This window comes from Micromonospora sp. KC207, from assembly GCF_004348615.1.
Classification (GTDB): Bacteria; Actinomycetota; Actinomycetes; order Mycobacteriales; family Micromonosporaceae; genus Micromonospora.
The window spans coordinates 1-21,996 of sequence record NZ_SMKJ01000089.1 but is presented as its reverse complement, the minus strand read 5'-3'; the positions used below and the strand labels follow the sequence as shown (position 1 = coordinate 21,996).

Here is a 21,996-nt window from a genome sequence, read left to right as displayed (position 1 = left end):
GTCCCGTCGGGCGATTTCCGGCCGGCTGTTCAAATCCGAATGGAGTCGTCCATCAATCTCCGTGTGATGTCCGCCAACCGCAGCGGCAGTAGTAGTCAAAATTTGAAAGAGTGCTACTGTTGCGGCATGTCGGAGAGTCTGGATCGGCAGCGGATGGCCTGCTGGCGGGCCTACATCGAGTCGAGCCAGCGGCTGTTCACCCAGCTTGAGGACGACCTGCGGGCCGACAGCGAGCTGACCTTCGCCGACTACCACGTGCTCGTGCTGCTCTCCGAGGCGCCGGGCCAGCGGCTTCGCATGGGCGAGCTGGCCAGCCGGCTGGTCTTCTCGCCCAGCCGGCTGACGTACCAGATCACCACGATGCAGAAGCGCGGCCTGGTCGCCAGGGAAGCCTGCCCGGTCGACCGGCGCGGCAGCGAGGCGGTGCTCACCGCCGCCGGGCTGCTGGCGCTGCGCGAAGCCGCGCCGCACCACCTGCGCTCCGTGCGCACCCATCTGATGGACGACCTCGACGACACCGAGGTCGCCTGCCTGACCCGGGTCTTCGAACGCCTCGGCCGGCGGCTGCGCGCCGACCGCGACGCCTCGGTCACCCCCAGCGAGTAAAGGAGTTCGAGATGCCCGCCATCACGGTCGACGACGTTCTCGTCCTGCCCCGCCTGCCCCGGCTCGACCAGTCCACCCGCTACCGCCCGGTCCGCAAGCTCAGCACCGCCCCCAGCGGGTACGAGGGCGAGGGCTTCCCGGTCCGCCGGGCCTTCGCCGGGGTGCCGACGCACGAGCTGGATCCGTTCATCCACCTCGACCAGATGGGCGAGGTCGACTACGCCCCGGGCGAGCCGAAGGGCACCCCGTGGCACCCGCACCGGGGCTTCGAGACGGTCACCTACATGATCGACGGGATCATGGATCACCAGGACACGCTCGGCGGCGGCGGCACGATCACCGACGGCGACACCCAGTGGATGACCGCCGGCAGCGGCTTGCTGCACATCGAGGCCCCGCCGGAGCACGTGGTGGTCAGCGGCGGCCTGTTCCACGGCCTCCAGCTCTGGGTCAACCTGCCCCGGGTGGCGAAGATGAAGTCGCCGCGATACCAGGACATCCGCGGCAAGGAGTCGGCGCTGCTCACCACGCCGGACGGCGGGGCGCTGATCCGGGTCGTCACCGGCGAGATCGCCGGGCACCGGGGGCCGGGCTCGACCCACACCCCGATCACCATCGCCCACGTGACGGTGCAGCCCGGGGCGGAGTTGAGCCTGCCCTGGCGGGCCGACTTCAACGCCTTGGTCTACGTGCTCGCGGGGCGCGGCACGGTCGGCACCGACCGTCGGCCGTTCCACACCGGCCAGCTCGCCGTCCACGGTCCGGGCGACGCGCTGCGGGTCACCGCCGACGGGACGCAGGACTCGAACAGCCCCACCCTGGAGCTCTACGTCATGGGCGGGCAGCCGATCCGGGAGCCCGTGGCCCACCACGGGCCGTTCGTGATGAACACCCGGGACGAGCTGATCCAGGCGTTCGAGGACTTTCAGGCCGGCCGGCTCGGGGTGATCCCGGTCGAACGGCTGCCGCACTCCGGCGGGCAGGGCGACCGCCCCTGACCGGTGCCGGACCCGGGCGTCACCGGGTGGCACCCGGTGACGCCCCTCGGTGTACGCGAAACAAGCCCGCGTGCTCGAGAGACGGGCTCAGGAGAGCGCGAAGATTCCCGCCACCCCCAGCAGCACCATCACCAACACGGCGACCAGCGCGCCCCGCTCGCCCTCCACCGGCTGTTCGCGGTGCTCGGTCATGACATCGTGCGGCTCGGCGGGCATCGTGCGGCCTCCTCGGTGTTCGCTTCGCTGTCGGGCGGCACCGCGCGGATCGTCAGCCAGGTCACCGGGGGTACCGGTCGGCATGCGGACCCGGCGCGGGGGTCCTACGGTGAGGACGTTGTCGACCTCGGGAGGCTGGAGCGTGCCGATGCGGGACTGGTTCCTCACCGCGGCCGAACGCGCCAACCCGGTCTCACGGTTACCCGTCTGAACGACCGGAAACCTCGCCGAGCCGCTGATTCACGGCGCGGCGCACTTGACCGGCTGGTCAGCGAGGTGGAGGCGCTGCGTGCCGGCGACCACCTCTTCTCCACCGACTGGCGCGGCGACCCGGACGAGCTGATGCGCCCTGGCGGCCCCACTGTCGCCCAGTTGTTCAGCCAGGCCGCCCAGCGCGGCGTGGTGGCCAAGGGTCTGCTGTGGCGCTCCCACCTCGACGCCCTGTCGTTCAGCGAGGCGGAGAACCGCAGCCTGAGCGAGACAGTCTGCGCGGCCGGAGGTGCTGCTCGACCAGCGGGTCCGCCGGGGCGGCTCGCACCACCAGAAGCTCGTCGTGCTGCGCCACCCGGACGCCCCGCAGCGCGACATCGCCTTCGCGGGCGGAATCGACCTGTGCCACAGCCGCCGCGACGACGCCGCGCACCACGGCGACCGGCAGGCCGTGCTGATGTCGCCCCGGTACGGTGACCACCCGCCCTGGCACGACGCGCAGCTCGCGCTGCGCGGGCCGGTGGTCGGCGCGCTGGACACCACGTTCCGGGAGCGATGGACCGACCCGATGCCGCTGGACTCGGAGAACCCCCTGGCGTACCTGCGGGACCGGCTGCGCAGGGCGGACCTGCGCCCGGACCCGCTGCCCGACCCGCCGCCGTGCGGCCCGCACCAGATCCAGGTGCTGCGCACCTACCCGGCCGTGCGCCCGCGCTGCTCCTTCGCCCCCGACGGCGAGCGGACGGTGGCACGCGGCTACACCAGGGCGGTACGGCGGGCCCGCCGGCTGATCTACCTGGAGGACCAGTACCTCTGGTCGACCGAGGTCGCCGACCTGTTCGCCCGTGCGCTGCGCGCCAACCCGGAGCTGCACCTGGTGGCCGTGCTCCCCCGTCATCCCGACGTCGACGGCCGGTTCGCGCTGCCGCCGAACCTGGTCGGACGGGAGCAGGCGCTGGCGCTGTGCGACAAGGCCGCGCCCGACCGGGTGCACGTCTTCGACCTGGAGAACCACGCGGGCGACCCGGTGTACGTGCACGCCAAGGTCTGCGTGGTCGACGACGTGTGGGCCAGCGTCGGCAGTGACAACTTCAACCGCCGCTCGTGGACCCACGACAGCGAGCTGTCCTGCGCGGTGCTCGACGAGACCCGGGACTCCCGCGCCCCACAGGACCCGGCCGGACTGGGCGACGGGGCCCGCCGCTTCGCCCGAAACCTGCGGCTGCGGTTGTGGCGGGAGCACCTGGATCGGGACCCGGGCGGCGGTCAGGACGACGATCCGCTCGACCCGGCCTCGGCGGTCTGGGCGATCACGTCGGCCGCCGAGGCGTTGCAGCGCTGGCACGCCTCGGGCCGGGTCGGCCCGCGCCCGCCGGGCCGGCTGCGCCCGCACCGCCCCGAGCGGCTGGCCTGGTACACCCGGGCCTGGGCGCTGCCGGCGTACCGGCTGGTCTACGACCCCGACGGCAGGCCGCTGCGGCGCGCCGGTCCGGCACCTGGTGACCGTCGGTCCACTCCCGCCCGGGCCCCGGAACCAGCAATCGCGATCACTTGTTCGCATATCAGTGACCGTTTTGAGGTAGAAACATGCTAGAAAAGCCTTAAGTGCATCGTACTTTCGGCTAGATTTCCGGGAGCCGATCAGGCTAAGGTAAGTCCCGAACGGCCCATCTGAAGCTAAACCGAAGCGTCACGTCTTTATCCGCGGACGAGGTGCAGGGAGGACCACCCATGACCGCGCCAACGACCAGCGAGCAGACGATCACAACGCCGGCGGCCACGGCCAAGCTCAACCCGCGTGCGCTCACCGACAGCGCAGCCGATTTGCTCAACACGATGGCGGCACTGCCCGCCAACCACCCGTCGCGCGCCGCGCTGCGGGACCGGGCGATCGAGGCCTGGCTGCCACTGGCCAACCACCTCGCCCACCGCTACAGCGGCCGGGGCGAGCCGACCGACGACCTCGCGCAGACCGCCGCCGTCGGCCTGATCAAGGCCATCGACAAGTTCGACCCGTCGCGTGGCGTCGACTTCGCCGGCTACGCCATCCCGACCATCATCGGCGAGCTCAAGCGGCACTTCCGGGACCGCACCTGGGACATCCGGGTCCCGCGCCGCCTCCAGGAGCTGCGCCTGGCGATCTCCGACGCCAACAGCACCCTGCTCCAGACGCTGGGTCGCTCCCCCACGGTCGCCGACATCGCCGCCCACCTCAAGCTCACCGAGGAAGAGGTGCTGGAGGGTCTGGAGGGCGCCCGCGCCTACAACGCGGTGTCGCTGTCCACCCCGACCGGCGACGGCGACCGGGCCACCGAGCTGGGCGACATGCTCGGCGGCGAGGACAACGAGTTCGAGCTGGCCGAGCTGCGGGTCGCCCTCGGCCCGGCGCTCGCCACGCTCGACGAGCGCGAGCAGAAGATCCTCACCCTGCGCTTCTACGGCAACCTGACCCAGTCGCAGATCGCCGACCAGATCGGGGTCTCGCAGATGCACGTGTCCCGGCTGCTCGCCCGGGCGCTGACGAAGCTGCGGGGTCAGCTCGACGGCACGTACTAGGAACACACCGGCGGTGGCGTGCGCCACCGCCGGTCCCGTGGCCCGGTCGGCGGTGCGCCGGCCGGGCCCTCGCGCGGCCCAGGGGCGGAACCGGGCCCGGTGGCCCGATACGCGTCGGGCCACCGGGGGTTGTCCGTCAGGCGGCCGTCGCCGGCCCCCGCCACATCGGGAAGAACGGTGTGCCGTCCGGCATCCCGTTGTCGTCCAACCAGGCGTGGTGATGGCGCAGCAGCGCGGAACCGAGCCTCTCACTCACCTCGACGACCCCGCACGCACCCGCGTTGGCTCGCCGCCGAAGTCCTGCGCGGCCAGCAGGATGGCGCTCTCCGCCCCCAGCCCGATGCGGGCGTAGGCGTCCGGGCGGCTGCGGCGCAACACCAACGCCCAGAGCACGCCCACCAGCGCGGCCACCGGGTACGCCGCGGGGACGGCCCAGCGCAGCACGGAGTCGGGGGCGACGCCGAGCAGGATGGCGAAGTTGTCCACCGCCACCGTGATGATGGCGACCAGCGCCACCGCGGCCAGACCGGGGGCGATCAGCCGTCGCCACAGGCTCTCCCGCGCCCGGGTCCGGGCGAAGTACGCCATCACCGCGATCGACGTGGTGGTGATCAGCAGCAACACGCCGAACCCGCCGCCGCCGACGGCGTAGTAGAAGAGCTGGAGCACCGGGTCCCAGCCGATGGCCGCGTACAGCACGATCACCACGAGGCCGAGAACGCTCTGCGCGAGCGAGGCGACCCGGGGCGACCCGGTGCGCGGCGAGATCTGCCCGAACGCCGCCGGCAGCACCCGCTCCCGGCCGAGCGCGAACGCGTACCGGGCGGTGGTGTTGTGGAGGGAGATCATCGCCGCCAGCACCGAGGTCACGAACAGCGCCTGGCCGATGGTGACGGCGGTGTCGCCGAGGTGGGCCGCGGCCAGGTTGAAGATCAACTCGACGCTCTGCTCGCCGGCCCGCGCGGAGATCCGATCCGGCCCGACGGCCACGGTCATCGCCCACGACGACAGGGCGTAGAGCCCGGCGATGATCGCCACCGACAGGTAGGTGGCCATCGGAACCGTGCGCCGACGCTCCTTGCTCTCCTCGCTGAACACCACGCAGGACTCGAAGCCGACGAAGCCGGTCACGGCAAGCACCAGCAACGCGCCCGCCCCCGGGACGAGCAGGCTGTCCGGGGAGAACGCGGCGAGGTCGACCGACCCGCCGGCCGGGTGGCTGAGCTGCCCGAGGTCGAACACGAGGATCACCGCGATCTCGGCGACCAGCAGCACCGCCAGGACCATGCCGTTGACGTCGACCCGCAACAGACCGAGCACGGCGACCAGGGCCCAGGCGACCAGGGCCACCACCCACCAGGCCGGCGCGACGCCCAAGAGCCGCTCCAGCACCGGCGTCGCCGCCGCCCCGATCGCGCCGTACAGGCCGACCTGGAGCGCGTTGTACGCCAGCAGGGCGACCCACGCCGCGCCGACGCCGACCGGCCGGCCCAGCCCCCGAGAGACGTACGCGTAGAACGAGCCGGCGTTCTCCACCCGGCGGGCCATCGCCACGTACCCGACGGAGAAGAGGGCGAGCACCGCGCCGACCACCAGGAAGGCCAGCGGCATTCCGGTGACCCCCGTGACGGCGTACCCGGTGGTGACCACGCCGGCCACCACGGTCAGCGGCGCCGCCGCGGACAGCACGAAGAAGATCACCGACGGCACGCCGCGGCGCCTGCGGGCCAGGGCGTCGGAGACGTTGCTCGGTCGTCCGATCGCCGTCGTCGGAGGCATCGAAGGGCTCCAGTTCGAGAATGGGGTGAGGGGCCGGCGGCCGTCAGGGCATGCCGCGCAGCACGGCCGCGCCGACGGCGGCCTCGGTGTGCGCGACGAGTTCCTTCAACGGCGGGGGCAACGCCGGGATGAGAACACTGAGCCGGTGGTGGGCGCGGGGGCCGGCGCTCCACAGCACCTCGCGGGTGAGGCCGGCGGCGGAAACCAGGCCGAGCAGCAGCGCGTCGGGCACGGTCGGGGGCTCCGGCCGGTCGAGCAGGGCACGCAACCGGGTCGCCGGCCAGGCCACCGCGTTGAGGTCGATCGGGGCGTAGCTGACGCTGGTACGCAGCAGGCGGCGGTTCTCCTGCCGCCGCAGCACGCCGGCGCGGGCCAGCCGCTCCGCCACCGAGGTCGCCGCGCTCTGGCCGAGAAAGCTCAGCCAGGTGCGCACCGACTGGTGCTGGGACTCGCCGACCAACTGGTCCAGGACGGTGTGGGCCAGGGCGTCGGCGGGCGGACGGCGGTCGACCACGGTCACGTTCCCGGCGGAGACGGTGAGCTGTCCGAACAGGACCAGCTCGCCGAGCAGGGCCGCCGCCAGGCCGATGCCCGCCGCGCTGGAATGCAGCTTCGGCTTGCCGCGGCTGTCGTTGTGGGCGATCAGATAGAACTCGTCGGCGGTGAGCACACGAGCCTCCCGAACGGATTGTCCACAACTGATCGACGCCGGGTGAAAGGATGCACGTCAGCCGATTGCAATGCAACTCCCACTTTCGACAGTTGCACTCCGTATCCGAACGACCTGGGGATCTTGGCATGACAGACTCGGAGGGTGACCGCCAGCCCGACCATCCGTCGCCGCCGAATCGCCCGCGAGCTGCGCCACCTGCGCGAACTTTCAGGGATGACCCTCGACGTCGCCGCCCGCCAGCTCGACATGTCCAAGAGCAACCTCTCCCGGATCGAGAACGCCCAGATCGGGATCAAGCCCCGGGACGTCCGGGCCGCCCTGGCGCTCTACCAGGTCACCGGGGCCGACGCCGAGGCGCTGATCGAGATCGCCCGGGGCGCGCAGCAACGCGGCTGGTGGCAGAACTACAGCGACGTGCTTCCCGAGTGGTTCGAGTTCTACGTCGGGCTGGAGGCCGACGCGGCGTCGCTGCGCACGTACGAGGCCGAGGCCGTGCCCGGCCTGCTCCAGACCGAGGCGTACGCCCGGGCGATCTACCGGCTGACCGCCGGGGAGGAACGCATCGAGCGCAAGGTAGCCGTCCGACTGCGCCGCCAGGACGTGCTGCACCGGGAGGACCCGGTCGAGTTGTCGGTGGTGCTCAACGAGGCGGTGCTGCTGCGGCCGGTCGGCGCGCCGGCCGCGATGGCCGAGCAGCTCGCCCACATCCACCACGTCGCGCAACTACCGAACGTTACGGTGCAGGTACTTCCATTCTCGGCCGGCGGGCACCCCGCGATGACTACCCCGTACGTCATCCTGGGCTTTTCCGACGACGCCGACGCATCCGTGGTTTACCTGGATAACCTCACAATGGGACTGGCTCTGGAGGAAGCCGATCACGTGTGCGGGTATAGCCTGTTGCACGAGAAGCTGTGCCGGATGGCGCTCAGTTCGGCGGATTCGTTGACCCGCCTGGAGGACGCTTCTCGTAACTTTGCGTGACCGCATCGCGGCGCGCCAGCAGAAGATGAGAGGTACGGCGATGACCGCGCTCGACCTGTCCCGGGCGGCCTGGCGGACCAGCAGCCGCAGCAGCGGCAACGGCAACTGCGTCGAGGTGGCCACAGCCGACGGTCGGATCGCGGTCCGCGACTCCAAGGACCGCGGCGGGCCCGCGCTGGCCTTCGCCCCGGCCGCCTGGGGGGCGTTCGTCGCCGGCCTTGACGCCGTACGCCCCTGCTGACACCCGGCGGCCGGTGCGACAGTAGGACGGTGCTCGCCGACGTATCCCTCGACCTGCCGGTCCGCCCCGCCCTGCCGGCGCTGCTCGACGCGCTGCGCGCGACCGGCGGCGCGGTCCTGGTCGCGCCGCCGGGCACGGGAAAGACCACCCTCGCCCCGCTGGCCGTGGCCGGGGCGGTCGCCGGCCGGGTGGTGATCGCCCAACCACGCCGGGTAGCCGCCCGCGCTGCGGCGCACCGGATGGCGGCCCTGCTCGGCGAACGGGTCGGCGACCGGGTCGGGTACGCGGTACGCGGCGAGCGCCGGGTGGGCGCCGCCACCCGGGTCGAGGTGGTCACCACCGGTCTGTTGGTACGCCGGCTACACCGCGACCCGGAGCTGCCCGGCGTCGGCGCGGTGCTGCTCGACGAGTGCCACGAGCGGCAGCTCGACGCCGACCTGGCGCTGGCGTTCACCGCGCAGGCGCGCGAGGCGCTGCGCCCCGACCTGTGGCTGCTGGCCATGTCGGCGACCCCGGACGCGGACCGGTTCGCCGCGCTGCTCGGCGCAGACGGCGCACCGGCTGCGGTGGTGCGGGCGGAGGCGGCGCTGCACCCGGTGACCCGGGTCTGGGCCCCGCCGCCCCGGCCGGCCGCCGTGACCGCGTCCGGCCGGGTCGACCCGGCGCTGCTGGACCACGTGGCCGCGACGGTCCGCCGGGCGCTCGCCGAACGCGACGGGGACGTGCTGGTCTTCCTGCCCGGGGTGGGCGAGATCGCCGCCGTGACCGGCCGGCTGGCCGCCCTGCGGGGCGCCGTCGACCTGCTGCCCCTGCACGGGCGGCTACGCGCCGCCGAGCAGGACGCCGCGCTACGCCCGGCCGGCCGGCGGCGGGTGGTGCTGGCCACGGCCGTGGCGGAGAGCAGCCTGACCGTGCCCGGGGTCCGGGTGGTGGTCGACGCCGGGCTGGCCCGGATACCCCGGGTGGACCTGTCCAGAGGGCTGGGGACGCTGGTGACCGTGCCGGTGTCCCGGGCGGCGGCGACCCAGCGGGCCGGCCGGGCCGGCCGGGAGGCCCCCGGCCACGTGTACCGGTGTTGGTCGGAGGCGAGCCACGCCCGGCTCGCCGCCCAGCCGGAGCCGGAGATCGCCACCGCCGACCTCACCGGGTTCGCCCTGGAGTTGGCCGCCTGGGGCAACCCGGACGGCACGGGGCTGGCCCTGCCCGACCCGCCGCCGGCCGCCGCCATGACGGTCGCCCGGGACACCCTGACCACCCTCGGCGCGCTGGACGCCACCGGTCGGATCACCGCCCGGGGGCGGGCCATCGCGGGGGCCGGTGCGCACCCCCGGCTGGCCCGGGCGCTGCTCGACGGCGCGCCGGTGGTCGGCGCGGACCGGGCCGCCGAGGTGGTGGCGCTGCTCGCGGACGACACCGTCGCCGGGCCGGGTGACGACCTGACCGCCGCGTGGCGGCGGCTGCGCGCGGGCACGGATGCGGCTGCCACCACCCGCTGGCGCGCCGAGACCCGCCGGCTGCGCGCTTCCCTGCCCGCCGGGCCCGCCCCGGCGGTATCGACTGCCCCGGCGCGGGAACGGCCGGCCGGTCCGCTGCCCGACGATCTCGCCGCCGGGCTGCTGGTCGGGTTGGCGTACCCCGAGCGGCTGGCCCGAGCCCGCCGGGCCGGCGGGTCGACGTACCTGATGGCGGGCGGAACCGCGGCGGAGCTGGCCCCGGGTTCGGGGCTGGCCGGCATGGCGTGGCTGGCCGTCGCGGTGGCCGACCGCTCCCCCGGCGCGCCGACCGCACGGGTGCGGCTGGCCACCGGTTTGGACGAGACGACGGCGCGGGAGGCCGGCAAGCCGCTGCTGCGCTCCGGGCGGGAGGTGGCCTGGTCCGGCGGGGATGTGGTGGCCCGGGAGGTGGTCCGCCTCGGCGCGATCGAGCTGGTCACCCGGCCGCTGGCCCGCCCCGACGCGGCGCTGGTGGCCGCCGCGCTGCGCGACGGGCTGCGCAGCGAAGGCCTGGCGCTGCTGAGCTGGTCGCCGGCCGCGCGGGCGCTGCGCGAGCGGATGGCGTTCTGCCGGCACGCGCTGGGACCGGACTGGCCGGACGTCTCCGACGGAGCGCTGCTGGCCGGCGTGGACGACTGGCTCGGCCCGGAGCTGGCCGCCGCCCGCCGCCGCACCGACCTGGCCCGGGTGGACGTCGCCGCCGCGTTGCGCCGGCTGCTGCCCTGGTCGCAGGCGGGCCGGCTGGACGAGCTGGCCCCCGAACGGATCGTCGTGCCCAGCGGCTCCCGGGTGCGGGTGGACTACGCCGACCCGGCCGCCCCGGTGCTCGCCGTGAAGCTCCAGGAGACGTTCGGCTGGGCCGACGCGCCCCGGGTCGCCGGCGGGCGGGTACCGGTGCTGCTGCACCTGCTCTCCCCGGCCGGGCGGCCGGTGGCGGTCACCGCCGACCTGGCGTCGTTCTGGCGCACCGGTTACCCGCAGGTCCGCGCGGAGCTGCGCGGACGCTACCCCCGCCATCCCTGGCCGGAGGACCCGACCACGGCCGAGCCGACCCGCCGGGCGGCCCCTCGCCGCCGCTGACCCCCGCTCGGTCGGCCCGGGCACGGCGGGGCCGGGTCAGTCCTCGGCGACCACGTCGGCGATGACGACGGTGATGTTGTCGGGGCCGCCGGCGCGCAGCGCCAGGTCGATCAGCCGCCGGGCGCACGCCTCCCGGTCCGGGTTGCCGCCCAGCACCTCGGCGAGGGTGTCCGGACGGACCACGTTGGACAAGCCGTCGCTGCACAGCAACCACCGGTCGCCGGCCCGGGGCACCATCGTCGCGTACGCCGGGGAGACCTCCTCCCCCTGCAACGCCTGGGTCACCACGGCCCGGCGGGGATGGCTCGCGGCCTGGTCGGCGGTGATCAGGCCCTGATCGACGAGCATCTGCACGAAGGTGTCGTCGCGGGTGATCTGCTTGAGCACCCCCTCCCGGTACAGGTAGGCGCGGGAGTCGCCGACGTGGGCCAGGGCGAGGCAGCTTCCGGTGCGGGCGAAGAGCAGGGCGGTCAGGGTGGTGCCCATGCCCTGCCGCTCCGGGTCCTCGCGCACCGCCTGGGCGATCCGCGCGGTCGCCAGCTCGATACCGCTCTGCAGGGCGGCGACCAGGGCGTCCTCGGGTGTGGCCAGGTCCAGGGGACCGACCGCGTCGATCGCGATGCGGCTGGCCAGGTCACCGGCGGCCATCCCGCCCATGCCGTCGGCGACGGCGACGAGCCAGGTGCCGGAGTGCAGGGCGTCCTGGTTTCCGCTGCGGATCAGCCCGCGGTCGCTCGCCCCCACGGAACGCAGCTTCAGGGTCATGGCACGCAGCCTGCCAGTTGGAGGGCGCAGTTGTCTCTAGGAGATCGCGACGACGCCGCGTGGCGCGGCGAATCTCACGCGTCGGGCCAGGCCGGTAATCTTATCCAGCCTCCTCAATTGACATGGCAGACACCCGCTGGAAATATCGAAGCGATATTGGGAGCGCTCCCAGAATCGGTTCAGTCTGTCCCCCTGGAAGGAACCCCCGTGACGCCATCCCGACGCCGTCGAGGCCGCCTCGCGGCCCTCGCTGCGGCGACCGCCCTGGCCCTCACCGGCACCACCGCCGGCGTGGCCCACGCCGAGGTCCCCCCGGACGCTCCCGAGCAGATCAAGAACGGCGACTTCGGCGAGGGCGTCGCCCCCTGGTTCTCCTACGGCACCGGCCCGCTCGGGGTCACCGACGGCCGGCTCTGCGCCACCGTCCCCGGTGGGCTGGCCAATCCCTGGGACGCCGCGTTCGGCCAGGACGCCGTGCCGCTGACCGCCGGCGCCGAGTACGAGCTGTCCTTCGACGTCTCCGCCACCCCCGGGGCGAACGTCAAGGCCGTGCTCCAGCTCGGTGCCGCCCCCTACACGCAGTACGCCAATGTGGACGCCGCCGCCACCGGCGCCAGTCAGCACTTCACCAAGACGTTCACCGCCGCCGAGAGCAACCCGAGCGCCCAGCTCGTGTTCCAGGTCGGCGGGGCTGCCGCCGAGCAGACCATCTGCCTGGACAACGTTTCGCTGCGCGGCGGCGAGCCGCCGGAGCCGTACGAGCCGGACACCGGGCCCCGGGTGCGGGTGAACCAGGTCGGCTACCTGCCCGGCGGCCCCAAGAACGCCACCGTGGTCACCGAGGCCACCACCCCGTTCGCCTGGCAGCTCCGCTCCGCCGCCGGCGCGGTGGTCGCCAGCGGGCAGAGCACCCCGCGCGGGGTCGACGCCGCCTCCGGGCAGAACGTGCAGACCATCGACTTCTCCGCCTACCGGACCCCGGGCACCGGTTACACGCTCGTCGCCGACGGCGAGACCAGCCACCCGTTCGACATCTCCGGCACGCTCTACGACCGGCTGCGCAGCGACGCCCTCCAGTTCTTCTACATCCAGCGCAGCGGCATCGCCATCGACGGCGACCTGGTCGGCGAGAAGTACGCCCGCGCCGCCGGCCACCTCGGCGTCGCCCCCAACCAGGGCGACACCAGCGTGCCCTGCCAGCCGGGTGTCTGCGACTACTCCCTCGACGTGCGCGGCGGCTGGTACGACGCGGGCGACCACGGCAAGTACGTGGTCAACGGCGGCATCGCCACCTATCAGCTACTGAACACCTTCGAGCGGACCAAGACGGCGGCCACCGCCGACGGCGGCGCGGCGCTGGGCGACAGCACCCTGCGGGTGCCCGAGCGCGGCAACGCCGTGCCGGACGTCCTCGACGAGGCCCGCTGGGAGCTGGAGTTCCTGCTGCGCATGCAGGTGCCGGCCGGCAAGCCGCTGGCCGGGATGGTCCACCACAAGATCCACGACAGGAACTGGACCGGCCTGCCGCTCGACCCAGCCGCCGACCCGCAGCCGCGCGAGCTGCACCCGCCGTCCACGGCGGCCACTCTCAACCTGGCCGCCGTCGCCGCCCAGTGCGCCCGGCTGTTCGCCCCGTACGACGCGGCGTTCGCCACCCGCTGCGGCACCGCCGCGAAAACCGCGTACGCGGCGGCCAAGGCCCACCCGGCGATCTACGCCAGCCCCACCGACGGCACCGGCGGCGGCGCGTACGACGACGCCGACGTCAGCGACGAGTTCTACTGGGCCGCGGCCGAACTGTTCCTGACCACCGGCCAGGCCGCGTACCTGACCGACCTGACCGCCTCGAAGCACCACACCGGCGCGGTCTTCGGCGACCGGGGCTTCAGCTGGCAGGGCGTCGCCGCGCTGGGCCGGCTCGGCCTGGCCACCGTCCCCAATGGCCTCCCGACCGCCGACCGCAACCGGGTGCGTGCCTCGGTGGCCGCCGCCGCCGACCGCTACCTGGAGATCATCGCCAGCCAGCCGTACGGGCTGCCGATGCCCGACGACAAAGACAGCTACTTCTGGGGGGCCAACGGCAACATCGCCAACAACGCGGTCGTGCTGGCCACCGCCTTCGACCTGACCCGGAACGCGAAGTACCGCGACGGAGCCGTGCAGGCGGCGGACTACCTGTTCGGCCGCAACGCGCTCAACATCTCGTACGTCACCGGCTGGGGCGAGCACGCGGCGCACAACCAGCACAGCCGGATGTTCGGCAACCAGTTCGACCCGACCCTGCCGAACCCGCCCGCCGGCTCGCTCGCCGGTGGCGCGAACGCCGGCCTCCAGGACCCGTTCTCGGCGAACAAGCTCGCCGGTTGCAAGCCGATGTTCTGCTACATCGACGACATCAACTCGTACTCGACGAACGAGGTCGCGATCAACTGGAACTCGGCGCTGACCTGGCTGGCCTCGTTCCTCGCCGACCAGGACGACGCGGCGGCCGTGCCGGCGCCCACCTGCTCGGTGTCGTACGACAACTACGGCACCTGGCACGGCGGCAACGGGTTCACCGCCCAGGTGACCATCCGCAACACCGGCACCGTCGCGGTGAACGGCTGGACCGCCCGGTTCGCCTTCACCGGTGACCAGAAGGTGCGGGAGGCGTGGATGGCGAAGGTGACCCAGTCCGGGGCCACGGTGACGGCGAAGAACGAGTCGTACAACGCCCGGATCGGCCCGGGCGGCAGCACGAGCTTCGGCTTCAACGCGACCACGGCCGGCGGCGCGAACCCGGCACCGGGCCTGGTCACGGTCAACGGCTCCGCCTGCACCCTGTCCTGACCCACTGATACGGGTGGCCTCCCCATGCGGGGAGGCCACCCGCTGTCGGCCACGATCGTCCAGCTTCCGGGCCACGGTCGTGACGGGTCAGCCGATCTCCTCGTCGACGAAGCACCAGCGCCACGCCTCCCCCGGTTGGATCGAGCGCATCACGGGGTGACCAACGTCCGCGAAGTGCTTCGACGCGTGCTGGTACGGCGACGAGTCGCAGCAGCCCACGTGCCCGCAGGTCAGGCAGGACCGCAGGTGCACCCAGTCGTCGTTGCCGACGGCCACGCAGTCCGGGCACTCCGTCGTGGTCCGAGGCTCGGCCGTGCCCGCCCCCGTCAGGTGCTCGCAGCTCACGAGTCCCCCTCCCGCCGCAGCAGCGACTCCTCCAGGTCCAGGTCGCGGTACGCCTGCACCAGCACCTCCTCCGGTATCCGGCCGGAGTCACGGGCGGCCCGGAACACCTCCCGCTCCGCGTCGATCATCTCCTGCCGCAGCCGACCGTACGCCTGCGACGGCGTTTCCCGCTCGGTGCCGCCGAGCCGCTCCCACGCCAGGTTGGTCCGCTCCGTCGACACCCGGCGCAGCCGCTCCACGACCGCCGCCGGCGCGGACTCGGCCAACTCGTCGAGCCGCTTCCGGGCGGCCCGGCTGGCCTGCTGCTGGACGCCCGCGGCAGAAAGCGCGTCCTGTACCGGGTCGTCCGCCGGCAGCTTCAGCCGGCGCGCCACCGCCGGCAGGGTCGCGCCCTGGCCGACCAGCGTCACCACGATCACCGCGAAGGCCAGCCAGATGAACAACTGCCGGGGGTAGGGCCGGTCCTGCGCGAGGGTCAGCGGCAGGGCCAGCGCGGCGGCCAGGGTGACCACGCCCCGCATCCCGGCCCAGCCGATGACGATGGGGAACTTCGCCGGCGGGGCCGGGTCCCGCTGCCGCACCCTGGGCACCAGGCGGGCCAGGTAGGTGGCCGGGAAGATCCAGACGAACCGGGTCAGGAAGACGGTGACCAGCACCGCCCCGGTGATGGCGGCGAGGAAGCCCAGCGGCTCGTCAAGCTCGCGCACCACCTCGCGCAACTGGAGGCCGACCAGCAGGAAGACCAGCCCCTCCAGCAGGAAGCGAGCCAGCCGCCAGAACGCCCCGATCTGAAGCCGGGAGGCCGCCGACATCAACATCGGCATCTTGTGCCCGATCCCGAGCCCGGTCACCACCACGGCCACCACCCCGGAGGCGTGGATCTCCTCGGCGGCGAAGACGACCGCGAACGGCACGATCAGCGACACCGCGTTGTCCAGCAGCGGATCGGTGATCCGCTTGTGCAGGAACCCGAAGACCACCACCCCGGCCACGCCGACCAGGATGCCGCCGCCGGTGGCGATCAGCACCTCCGAGGCCACGTCGACGGCCCCGACCGAGGTGCCGATCGTCGCCATGGTGGCCACCCGCAGCAGGACCAGCGCGGTGGCGTCGTTGACCAGGCTCTCGCCCTCAAGGATCGTCACGACCCGGCGGGGCAGCCCGATCCGGCGGGCCACGGCGGTGGCCGCGACCGCGTCCGGCGGGGCGACCACCGCGCCGAGGGCCAGGCAGACGGCGAACGGCACCGCCGGCAGCAGCAGGTGCACCACGAGGCCCACGGCGAACGCGGTGAAGATCACCAGCCCGACGGCGAGCAGCAGGATCGGCCGCAGGTTGAGCTTGAACGCCGGAACCGACGTCTCCACGGCCGCCACGTACAGCAGCGGCGGCAGGATGCCCACCAGCACCAGGTTCGGGTCGAGCTGGACCTGGGGGAAGCCCGGCACGAAGGAGAGCGCGAGGCCGACCACCACGAGCAGGATCGGCGCGAGCAGCCCGAGCCTGCGCGCCAGCGCCGCGCCGAGCGTCGCGATGGCGAGGAAGACGACGACCTCGAACAGGGACTCCATGGAATACGAGCCTAGGGCCCCACCCGGCGCGCGCCGATCACGCGGCCCGCAGTCTCGGTAGCACCTGCGCCCCGAAGGCGTCGATGAAGGCCCGCTGCTCCTGCCCGACGTGGTGCAGGGCGATCTGGTCGAAGCCCAACTCCAGGTACTCCTGCAGCCAACCGACGTGCCGGCCCAGGTCTGCCGAGACGTTGACCGTCGAGGTGACCCGCCGCATCGGCACGTCGGCGGAGACGGCGTCGAAGTGCTCAACCGTCTCCAGGTCCCAGCAGACCGGCGGGGCGAAGACGTTGCTGCGCCACTGGTCGTACGCGATCGCCTCGGCCTCGGCCTGCTCGGGCGCCCAGCTCACGTGCACCTGTAGGTGCAGCGGGCCCCGGCCCCCGGCGTCGCGGTAGGCGTCGATCATCTCGCGCAGGTGGCCGGTGGGGGCGTTGACGGTGATCAGGCCGTCGGCCCACTGCGCGCACCAGCGGGCGGTTGTCACGCTGACGGCCGCCCCGATCAGCGCCGGCGGCTGCTCGGGGCGGGTCCACAGCCTCGCCCGGTCGACCGTGACGAGGCCGTCGTGGCTGACCTCCTCGCCGGCCAGCAGCGCCCGGATCACGTCGACGCACTCGCGCAGCCGGGCGACGCGGACGTCCTTGCGGGGCCACGCGTCGCCGGTGATGTGCTCGTTGCTGGCCTCGCCGGTGCCCAGCGCGGCCCAGAACCGGCCCGGGTACATCGCGCCGAGGGTGCCGATGGCCTGGGCGATGATCGCCGGGTGGTACCGCTGGCCGGGCGCGTTGACCACGCCGAAGGGCAGGTTGGTGGCCTGGAGGGCCGCCCCGAGCCAGGACCAGGCGAAACCGGACTGGCCCTGCCGGGCGCTCCACGGGGAGAAGTGGTCCGAGGACATGGCGGCGTCGAAGCCGGCCCGTTCGGCGTGGGTCACCGCCTCCAGCAGCCTGGCCGGGTGGATCTGCTCGTGGGACGCGTGGAAGCCGAACACCGTCATGGGCGCACCTCCTACCCACGCCGGAGTCCAACCAACCCACGCCTGCCCCGCAGGAAAGGGCCCCCTGTTAGCGCATTCGGTGGAGCAGGGGACCCTTGTCAACCAGCGCCGACCCGGCGCCCGCCTACTCGGCGTGCGCCCCGGCGCCGGCCGTCGTCTCGCCCCGGCCCACCCAGACGGTCTTGGTGTTGCAGAACTCGCGCATTCCCAGCGCCGACAGCTCGCGGCCGTACCCGGAGTTCTTCACACCCCCGAACGGCAGCTCGGGGAACGAGGTGGTCATCCCGTTGACGAAGACGTTGCCGGCCTCGAGGTGGGTGGCGAAGCCCTCCTGCTCCTCGGGGTCGGTGGTCCAGGCGTTCGCGCCGAGACCGAAGGCGGTCCCGTTGGCCACCTCGATCGCCTCGGCGTACGACGACACCCGGTACAGCCCCGCGACCGGCCCGAACACCTCCTCGGACCACATCCGCATCTCCGGCCGCAGGTCGGTGACCACGGTGGGCGGGTAGAACCAGCCCGCGCCGGCCGGCTTCTCGCCGCCGCAGAGCACGGTGGCACCCCTGCCGACCGCGTCCCGGACCTGGGCGTCGATCTCGTCCCGGCCCTTCTCGCTGGCCAGCGGGCCGACGTCGGTGGCGGGGTCCATGGGGTCGCCGACCCGCAGCGCGGCCATGTTCGCCGCGAAGCGCTCGGCGAACGCGTCGAAGACGTCGGTGTGCACGACGAACCGCTTGGCGGCGATGCAGGACTGGCCGTTGTTCTGGCAGCGGGCGGTGGTGGCGACCTCGGCGGCCCGGTCCAGGTCCGCCGAGGGCATCACCACGAACGGGTCACTGCCGCCCAACTCCAGCACGGTCTTCTTCAACTCCCGGCCGGCGATCTGGGCGATGGACCTGCCCGCGCCCTCGCTGCCGGTCAGGGTCGCGGCGCGTACCCGGGGGTCGCTGAGGATGCAATCGACGGCGTCCGAGCCGACGAGCAGGGTCGTGAAGACGCCCGCACCGAATCCGGCGCGGCGGAACAGGTCCTCCAGGTACAGGGCGGTCTGCGGCACGTTCGAGGCGTGCTTGAGCAGGCCGGTGTTGCCGGCCATCAGGGCCGGCGCGGCGAACCGCATGACCTGCCAGAGCGGGAAGTTCCACGGCATCACCGCCAGCACGGGCCCGATCGGCTGGTACCGGACGAAGGCCCGGCTGGCCTTGACCGACCGGGCGTCGGCGGGTTCGTCGGCAAGCATCCGCTCGGCGTGAGCGGCGTAGAACCGGCACGCCGAGGCGCACTTGGCGACCTCGGCTTTGGCGGCGGCGTACGTCTTGCCCATCTCGGTGGTCATTCCCCGGGCGGTCTCGTCGCGCTCGGCGTCGAGCAGGTCGGCGGCGGCGGTCAGCCACCGGCCCCGCTGGGCGACGGTGGTCCGGCGCAGGTCCCGAAACGCCAGGTCGGCCCGCTCGATGGCGGCGTCGACCTGCGCGTCCGACATGGGGTCGTACGACTTGAGCACCTGTCCGGTGGCCGGGTTGGTGGTGGCGATGGACATCTCGTACTCCTGTCACTCGAACAGCGAGTGCCGCGCGCCCGGGGACTCCCGGCGGCGCGCGGCACGGCGGCGCTGGATGACGACCAGGTCGACCGCGGCGACGACGGCGAAGAACGCGCAGACGACGCCGAGCCACACCACGTCGGCCCACACCGCCAGCACGGCGAACAGCGCCATGGTCACGAGCCCGAAGCCGGCGAGCGCGAGGCGAAGGTTCAGCGCGCTGTACGCGTGGCCCACGGTGCCGCGGGCGCGGCGGGGCTGTGATCTCGTCATCCCTGCGGGCTACCCCCAATCGGCCCGGTTAACCGGGCATCGGGTCGCGGTCGAGCCGTATACCACACCCGGGGACGTCTGGGCCGTCGAGCGCCGGAAAGCCGACAGCAGACCACCGTCCGCGCTGGTCCCGCACGTAGGGTGAGCTGGCTGTCGCACTCCGCCGCAGGACTGGGGAAAGATGCCTCGACGCTGGGTCGCCGCCGTGGCCTGTCTGCTGGCCCTGGTCGCGCTCGCCTGCGAGAGCGGCGGCGAGGCCAGCCCTCGGCCGTCCGGCGGGTCGCCGGCTCCCGGCACGCCGGCCGTGATGGCCGCCCTCGGCGACTCGATCAGCACCGGCTTCGCCTCCTGCCTGATGCTCAGCTCTTGCGAGCGCAACTCGTGGTCCACCGGTGACGGGCTGCGCGTGGACAGCCACTACCAGCGACTGGTCGACCGGAACCCGAAGCTGCGCGGTGCAACCCACAACCACGCCAAGCCGGGCGCGCGGGCCGCAGCGCTGGCCGGGCAGGCCGAGGCGGCGGTCCGCGACCGCGCCGACTACGTGACGGTGCTGATCGGCGCGAACGACGCGTGCCGCGACGACGTCGACGCCATGACGCCGGCGGCGACGTTCCGCAAGCAGGTGGACGAGGGCCTACGGGTGCTGCGCACGGGCCGCCCCAAGGCGCGGGTGCTGGTGGTCAGCATCCCCGACCTGCACCGGCTCTGGGAGGTCGGGCACACCGACTCCCGGGCGGTGCGGGCGTGGCGACAGGGGGTGTGCCCGGCGCTGCTGGCCGACGCGACGTCGACCGCGCCGGACGACGTGACGCGGCGAGCGAAGGTCCGGGACCGCATCGACGCGTACAACGCGCAGTTGAAGTCGGCCTGCCGGGCGTACGGCTCGCGGTGCCGGTACGACGGCGGGGCGGTGCACCGCGTCCGGTTCACCCTCGACCTGGTCAATGCGCTGGACTGGTTCCACCCCAACGTCGCCGGTCAGGGCCGGCTGGCCGACGTGACCTGGCGCGCCGCCGGCTTCGACTGACGCGCCCGAAGCGTCGAGCGCTGACGCGCCCGAAAGCCTCGAGCACTGACGCGCCCGGGAGCGCCGTCCGCGCCCGTTCCCGGGCGGAAACGCCGCCGATCTCTTCTCACGGCCGCGCCCTTCCCGGGCGGGAGCGCCCCACCTGGGCTCACGGCCGCGCCCCCGTCCCTGGGGCAAGGGCGCGGCGGTGACGCGGGCTCAGCGGGGCCGGGGGACACCCCCGGCCGGGCCCATGCTGCGGTAGAGCTGGCGCGACCGCTCGGCGAGGTCCTTGGTCGCCGACGAGTTCGCCCAGGTGCCGAGGATGATCGCGGCACCGGGAATCACCTTGGCGAAGATTCGCTTCGCCGCCCGCACCCCGGCCATCTGGGCCAGCCGTACGCCCAGCCGGATCATCACCTTGCCCAGCGCGGCCTGCCCGCCGGAGCCGAACAGAGCCCCGGCGCGTTCCCGGCCGGCGGCCACGCCCAGCGCCAGCCGGGCGGTCTCGGCCACCTTGTGCACCTTCTGCAACACCAGCAGGTCGGTGGCCCGGTCCGGGTGCGTCGGGTCGATCCCGTGGGCCGCCGCGACGTGCAGGACCATCCGCGCCTGGGTCCAGGCCAGCACCCCGACGTCGATCACCGCGCCGGGGAGCCCGGCCGCGCCGGAGACCGCCCCGGAGAGCCGGGCCCGGTTGACGAATCGGCGCACCGCCTGCTCGGCCAGCTCCTCCACCTGAGCGTCGGGCCGCTCCGCCCGCGCGCGGGCCACCCACCGGGCCGCCTCGGGCCCGAGCCGGCGCACCGCCTCCAGGGCCAGGTGCTCCGGGGCGTACTGCGGGTCCTCCCGCATGCGGTCCCAGAGCCGGGCCGGCGGCCCCTCCGGGGCGTCCTCGACGGCGGCCGGCGGGAGCGGCGCCCCCGGCACCTCCGGCGCGACCGGCACCGCCGGCGGCTTCGGCACCGCTGGCGGGACCGGCGTGGGAGCGGCTGGCTGGCCGTCGACGGGGGCGGAATCGGTCACGGAAGCTCCCGGGGGTCGGTGACGGGCGGGTACGGCGGCGTCGGCGCGGTCAGCGCCGGCCGGACAGGCGGGAGGCGAACTGCTTCAGCTTGCTCCGCGTCTCCGGCTTGGCCAACTCACGGCGGCCCCGGTCCACGAGCTGCTGCCCCTGCGGCGTCCGGAGGAACCGGGTGATCCGCTGCATCAGTGCTGACATGTCGTCCTCCTGTCGGTCGTTCTCCATCATGTGTACCCTGCCCCGACAAACGCCAACCGTCCACTGTGTCCGGTGTGGGGCCCGGCGGACGCCTGCGAGCGCGGTCCGGGGGGTCACATTCCGGCGGACAGGAACGCGTCGACCACCTTTGCGGCCCGCCACTCGTGCTGCGCGTAGAGGTCCGGGTACGCGGAGATCTGCACGGACTGGGCCGCGACCGTCAGCGGCAGTTCCTCCCAGCCCGGGATCTCCGCCAGGGCGGTGAGGAACTGCCGGGTGGCGAACTCGGGATCCATCAGTTGCCCCACCTCGCCCCAGCCGCTGCTGGCCCGCTGCTGGAACAGCCCGACCGAGTCGTGATCCCAGCCGACGCCCTGGTGCGGGTACTCCTGCGACTCGGGCAGCACCCCGCTGGCGAGGTTGTAGAGGTTACTTTCCTGCATCGCGGTGGCCACCGCGATGACCAGCCCTCGCCGGGGGAAGCCCAGCTCGCGGCCGGTGCGCACGATCACCTTCGCGTTCGCCATCTGGGCCTTCGTCAGGCCGGCCACGGGGGCGGGACCGGCGGGTCGCTTCGGCGCGGTTCGCTTCCGCGCGGCGGAGGGC

The 21,996-nt window shown here is 73.4% G+C and carries 19 protein-coding genes and 2 pseudogenes; 9 read left to right on the top strand and 12 right to left on the bottom strand.

Annotation, left to right across the window (positions count from 1 at the left end; all coding sequences use genetic code 11):
* Window positions 1-126: 126 nt before the first annotated feature.
* Together E1258_RS13900 and E1258_RS13895 are read left to right on the top strand one after the other, a co-directional pair.
* Window positions 127-606, top strand: a complete 480-nt coding sequence (locus tag E1258_RS13900) for a MarR family winged helix-turn-helix transcriptional regulator (RefSeq protein ID WP_132400490.1) — start codon at window positions 127-129, stop codon at window positions 604-606.
* A gap of 11 nt (window positions 607-617) precedes the next feature.
* Entirely contained in the window at window positions 618-1,604 is a 987-nt protein-coding gene (locus E1258_RS13895) for a pirin family protein (RefSeq protein ID WP_132400487.1), read from the top strand.
* Between the two features lie 87 nt (window positions 1,605-1,691).
* On the opposite strand, the gene E1258_RS35425 is transcribed toward E1258_RS13895, so the two are convergent.
* Entirely contained in the window at window positions 1,692-1,820 is a 129-nt protein-coding gene (locus E1258_RS35425) for a hypothetical protein (RefSeq protein ID WP_255348999.1), read from the bottom strand.
* Between the two features lie 142 nt (window positions 1,821-1,962).
* Between E1258_RS35425 and E1258_RS13890 the strand changes: the two are divergent.
* Together E1258_RS13890 and E1258_RS13885 are read left to right on the top strand one after the other, a co-directional pair.
* Window positions 1,963-3,533: pseudogene (locus E1258_RS13890) on the top strand (phospholipase D family protein).
* Window positions 3,534-3,761: 228 nt separating this feature from the next.
* Complete coding sequence (locus tag E1258_RS13885; protein WP_132400484.1) at window positions 3,762-4,586, top strand: SigB/SigF/SigG family RNA polymerase sigma factor; 825 nt, start codon at window positions 3,762-3,764, stop codon at window positions 4,584-4,586.
* Window positions 4,587-4,838: 252 nt separating this feature from the next.
* Here the strand turns inward: E1258_RS13885 and E1258_RS13880 are convergent, their stop codons facing one another.
* Entirely contained in the window at window positions 4,839-6,365 is a 1,527-nt protein-coding gene (locus tag E1258_RS13880) for an APC family permease (protein WP_132400481.1), read from the bottom strand.
* A 43-nt stretch (window positions 6,366-6,408) separates the two neighbouring features.
* Window positions 6,409-7,035: a GPP34 family phosphoprotein gene (locus E1258_RS13875; RefSeq protein WP_132400478.1), complete on the bottom strand. Its 627-nt coding sequence runs from the start codon at window positions 7,033-7,035 to the stop codon at window positions 6,409-6,411.
* A 144-nt stretch (window positions 7,036-7,179) separates the two neighbouring features.
* On the opposite strand from E1258_RS13875, the gene E1258_RS13870 reads away from it, so the two are divergent.
* Genes E1258_RS13870 through hrpB form a run of 3 tightly spaced genes read left to right on the top strand, consistent with a single transcriptional unit; the run spans window position 7,180 to window position 10,836 of the window.
* Complete coding sequence (locus E1258_RS13870) at window positions 7,180-8,022, top strand: helix-turn-helix transcriptional regulator (RefSeq protein ID WP_132400475.1); 843 nt, start codon at window positions 7,180-7,182, stop codon at window positions 8,020-8,022.
* A 40-nt stretch (window positions 8,023-8,062) separates the two neighbouring features.
* On the top strand, window positions 8,063-8,263 hold the full coding sequence (locus E1258_RS13865) for a DUF397 domain-containing protein (protein WP_036375106.1): 201 nt from the start codon (window positions 8,063-8,065) through the stop codon (window positions 8,261-8,263).
* Window positions 8,264-8,292: 29 nt separating this feature from the next.
* A complete protein-coding gene (gene hrpB / locus E1258_RS13860) occupies window positions 8,293-10,836 on the top strand; it encodes an ATP-dependent helicase HrpB (RefSeq protein ID WP_132400472.1) in 2,544 nt (847 codons plus the stop codon).
* A gap of 36 nt (window positions 10,837-10,872) precedes the next feature.
* On the opposite strand, the gene E1258_RS13855 is transcribed toward hrpB, so the two are convergent.
* Window positions 10,873-11,601 carry a PP2C family serine/threonine-protein phosphatase gene (locus E1258_RS13855; protein WP_007075691.1) on the bottom strand — a complete coding sequence of 243 codons (729 nt, stop codon included), beginning with the start codon at window positions 11,599-11,601 and terminating at the stop codon, window positions 10,873-10,875.
* A 207-nt stretch (window positions 11,602-11,808) separates the two neighbouring features.
* Between E1258_RS13855 and E1258_RS13850 the strand changes: the two genes are divergently transcribed.
* A complete protein-coding gene (locus tag E1258_RS13850; protein ID WP_132400469.1) occupies window positions 11,809-14,430 on the top strand; it encodes a glycoside hydrolase family 9 protein in 2,622 nt (873 codons plus the stop codon).
* A gap of 87 nt (window positions 14,431-14,517) precedes the next feature.
* On the opposite strand, the gene E1258_RS13845 is transcribed toward E1258_RS13850, so the two are convergent.
* From E1258_RS13845 to E1258_RS13825, 5 genes are all read right to left on the bottom strand, one after another.
* Complete coding sequence (locus tag E1258_RS13845; RefSeq protein WP_132400466.1) at window positions 14,518-14,775, bottom strand: UBP-type zinc finger domain-containing protein; 258 nt, start codon at window positions 14,773-14,775, stop codon at window positions 14,518-14,520.
* On the bottom strand, window positions 14,772-16,346 hold the full coding sequence (locus E1258_RS13840; RefSeq protein WP_132400463.1) for a Na+/H+ antiporter: 1,575 nt from the start codon (window positions 16,344-16,346) through the stop codon (window positions 14,772-14,774). The genes E1258_RS13845 and E1258_RS13840 overlap by 4 nt, the downstream gene beginning before the upstream one ends.
* 37 nt (window positions 16,347-16,383) lie before the next feature.
* Window positions 16,384-17,346, bottom strand: a complete 963-nt coding sequence (locus tag E1258_RS13835) for a TIGR03885 family FMN-dependent LLM class oxidoreductase (protein ID WP_132400460.1) — start codon at window positions 17,344-17,346, stop codon at window positions 16,384-16,386.
* Window positions 17,347-17,470: 124 nt separating this feature from the next.
* Window positions 17,471-18,883 carry an NADP-dependent succinic semialdehyde dehydrogenase gene (locus E1258_RS13830; protein ID WP_132400457.1) on the bottom strand — a complete coding sequence of 471 codons (1,413 nt, stop codon included), beginning with the start codon at window positions 18,881-18,883 and terminating at the stop codon, window positions 17,471-17,473.
* Between the two features lie 12 nt (window positions 18,884-18,895).
* Window positions 18,896-19,159, bottom strand: coding sequence for a DUF6343 family protein (locus tag E1258_RS13825; RefSeq protein WP_036375103.1), 264 nt, complete (start codon window positions 19,157-19,159; stop codon window positions 18,896-18,898).
* A gap of 181 nt (window positions 19,160-19,340) precedes the next feature.
* On the opposite strand from E1258_RS13825, the gene E1258_RS13820 reads away from it, so the two are divergent.
* Window positions 19,341-20,189 (top strand): GDSL-type esterase/lipase family protein, encoded by an 849-nt coding sequence (locus E1258_RS13820; protein WP_132400454.1) that lies wholly within the window; start codon window positions 19,341-19,343, stop codon window positions 20,187-20,189.
* A gap of 198 nt (window positions 20,190-20,387) precedes the next feature.
* On the opposite strand, the gene E1258_RS13815 is transcribed toward E1258_RS13820, so the two are convergent.
* From E1258_RS13815 to E1258_RS13810, 3 genes and pseudogenes are all read right to left on the bottom strand, one after another.
* On the bottom strand, window positions 20,388-21,194 hold the full coding sequence (locus E1258_RS13815; RefSeq protein WP_207919552.1) for an EcsC family protein: 807 nt from the start codon (window positions 21,192-21,194) through the stop codon (window positions 20,388-20,390).
* Between the two features lie 49 nt (window positions 21,195-21,243).
* Window positions 21,244-21,390, bottom strand: a complete 147-nt coding sequence (locus E1258_RS33305) for a hypothetical protein (RefSeq protein ID WP_165949759.1) — start codon at window positions 21,388-21,390, stop codon at window positions 21,244-21,246.
* Between the two features lie 113 nt (window positions 21,391-21,503).
* Window positions 21,504-21,996: pseudogene (locus E1258_RS13810) on the bottom strand (peptidase M23); the annotation flags it as partial.

What these genes read in the sequence shown, in the direction of transcription:
- E1258_RS13900 (WP_132400490.1), top strand. Translation starts at nt 127, where the DNA reads ATGTCGGAGAGTCTGGATCGGCAGCGGATGGCCTGCTGGCGGGCCTAC.
- E1258_RS13895 (WP_132400487.1), top strand. Translation starts at nt 618, where the DNA reads ATGCCCGCCATCACGGTCGACGACGTTCTCGTCCTGCCCCGCCTGCCC.
- E1258_RS35425 (WP_255348999.1), bottom strand. Translation starts at nt 1,820, where the DNA reads ATGCCCGCCGAGCCGCACGATGTCATGACCGAGCACCGCGAACAGCCG.
- E1258_RS13885 (WP_132400484.1), top strand. Translation starts at nt 3,762, where the DNA reads ATGACCGCGCCAACGACCAGCGAGCAGACGATCACAACGCCGGCGGCC.
- E1258_RS13880 (WP_132400481.1), bottom strand. Translation starts at nt 6,365, where the DNA reads ATGCCTCCGACGACGGCGATCGGACGACCGAGCAACGTCTCCGACGCC.
- E1258_RS13865 (WP_036375106.1), top strand. Translation starts at nt 8,063, where the DNA reads ATGACCGCGCTCGACCTGTCCCGGGCGGCCTGGCGGACCAGCAGCCGC.
- E1258_RS13855 (WP_007075691.1), bottom strand. Translation starts at nt 11,601, where the DNA reads ATGACCCTGAAGCTGCGTTCCGTGGGGGCGAGCGACCGCGGGCTGATC.
- E1258_RS13840 (WP_132400463.1), bottom strand. Translation starts at nt 16,346, where the DNA reads ATGGAGTCCCTGTTCGAGGTCGTCGTCTTCCTCGCCATCGCGACGCTC.
- E1258_RS13835 (WP_132400460.1), bottom strand. Translation starts at nt 17,346, where the DNA reads ATGACGGTGTTCGGCTTCCACGCGTCCCACGAGCAGATCCACCCGGCC.
- E1258_RS13830 (WP_132400457.1), bottom strand. Translation starts at nt 18,883, where the DNA reads ATGTCCATCGCCACCACCAACCCGGCCACCGGACAGGTGCTCAAGTCG.
- E1258_RS13825 (WP_036375103.1), bottom strand. Translation starts at nt 19,159, where the DNA reads ATGACGAGATCACAGCCCCGCCGCGCCCGCGGCACCGTGGGCCACGCG.
- E1258_RS13820 (WP_132400454.1), top strand. Translation starts at nt 19,341, where the DNA reads ATGCCTCGACGCTGGGTCGCCGCCGTGGCCTGTCTGCTGGCCCTGGTC.
- E1258_RS33305 (WP_165949759.1), bottom strand. Translation starts at nt 21,390, where the DNA reads ATGTCAGCACTGATGCAGCGGATCACCCGGTTCCTCCGGACGCCGCAG.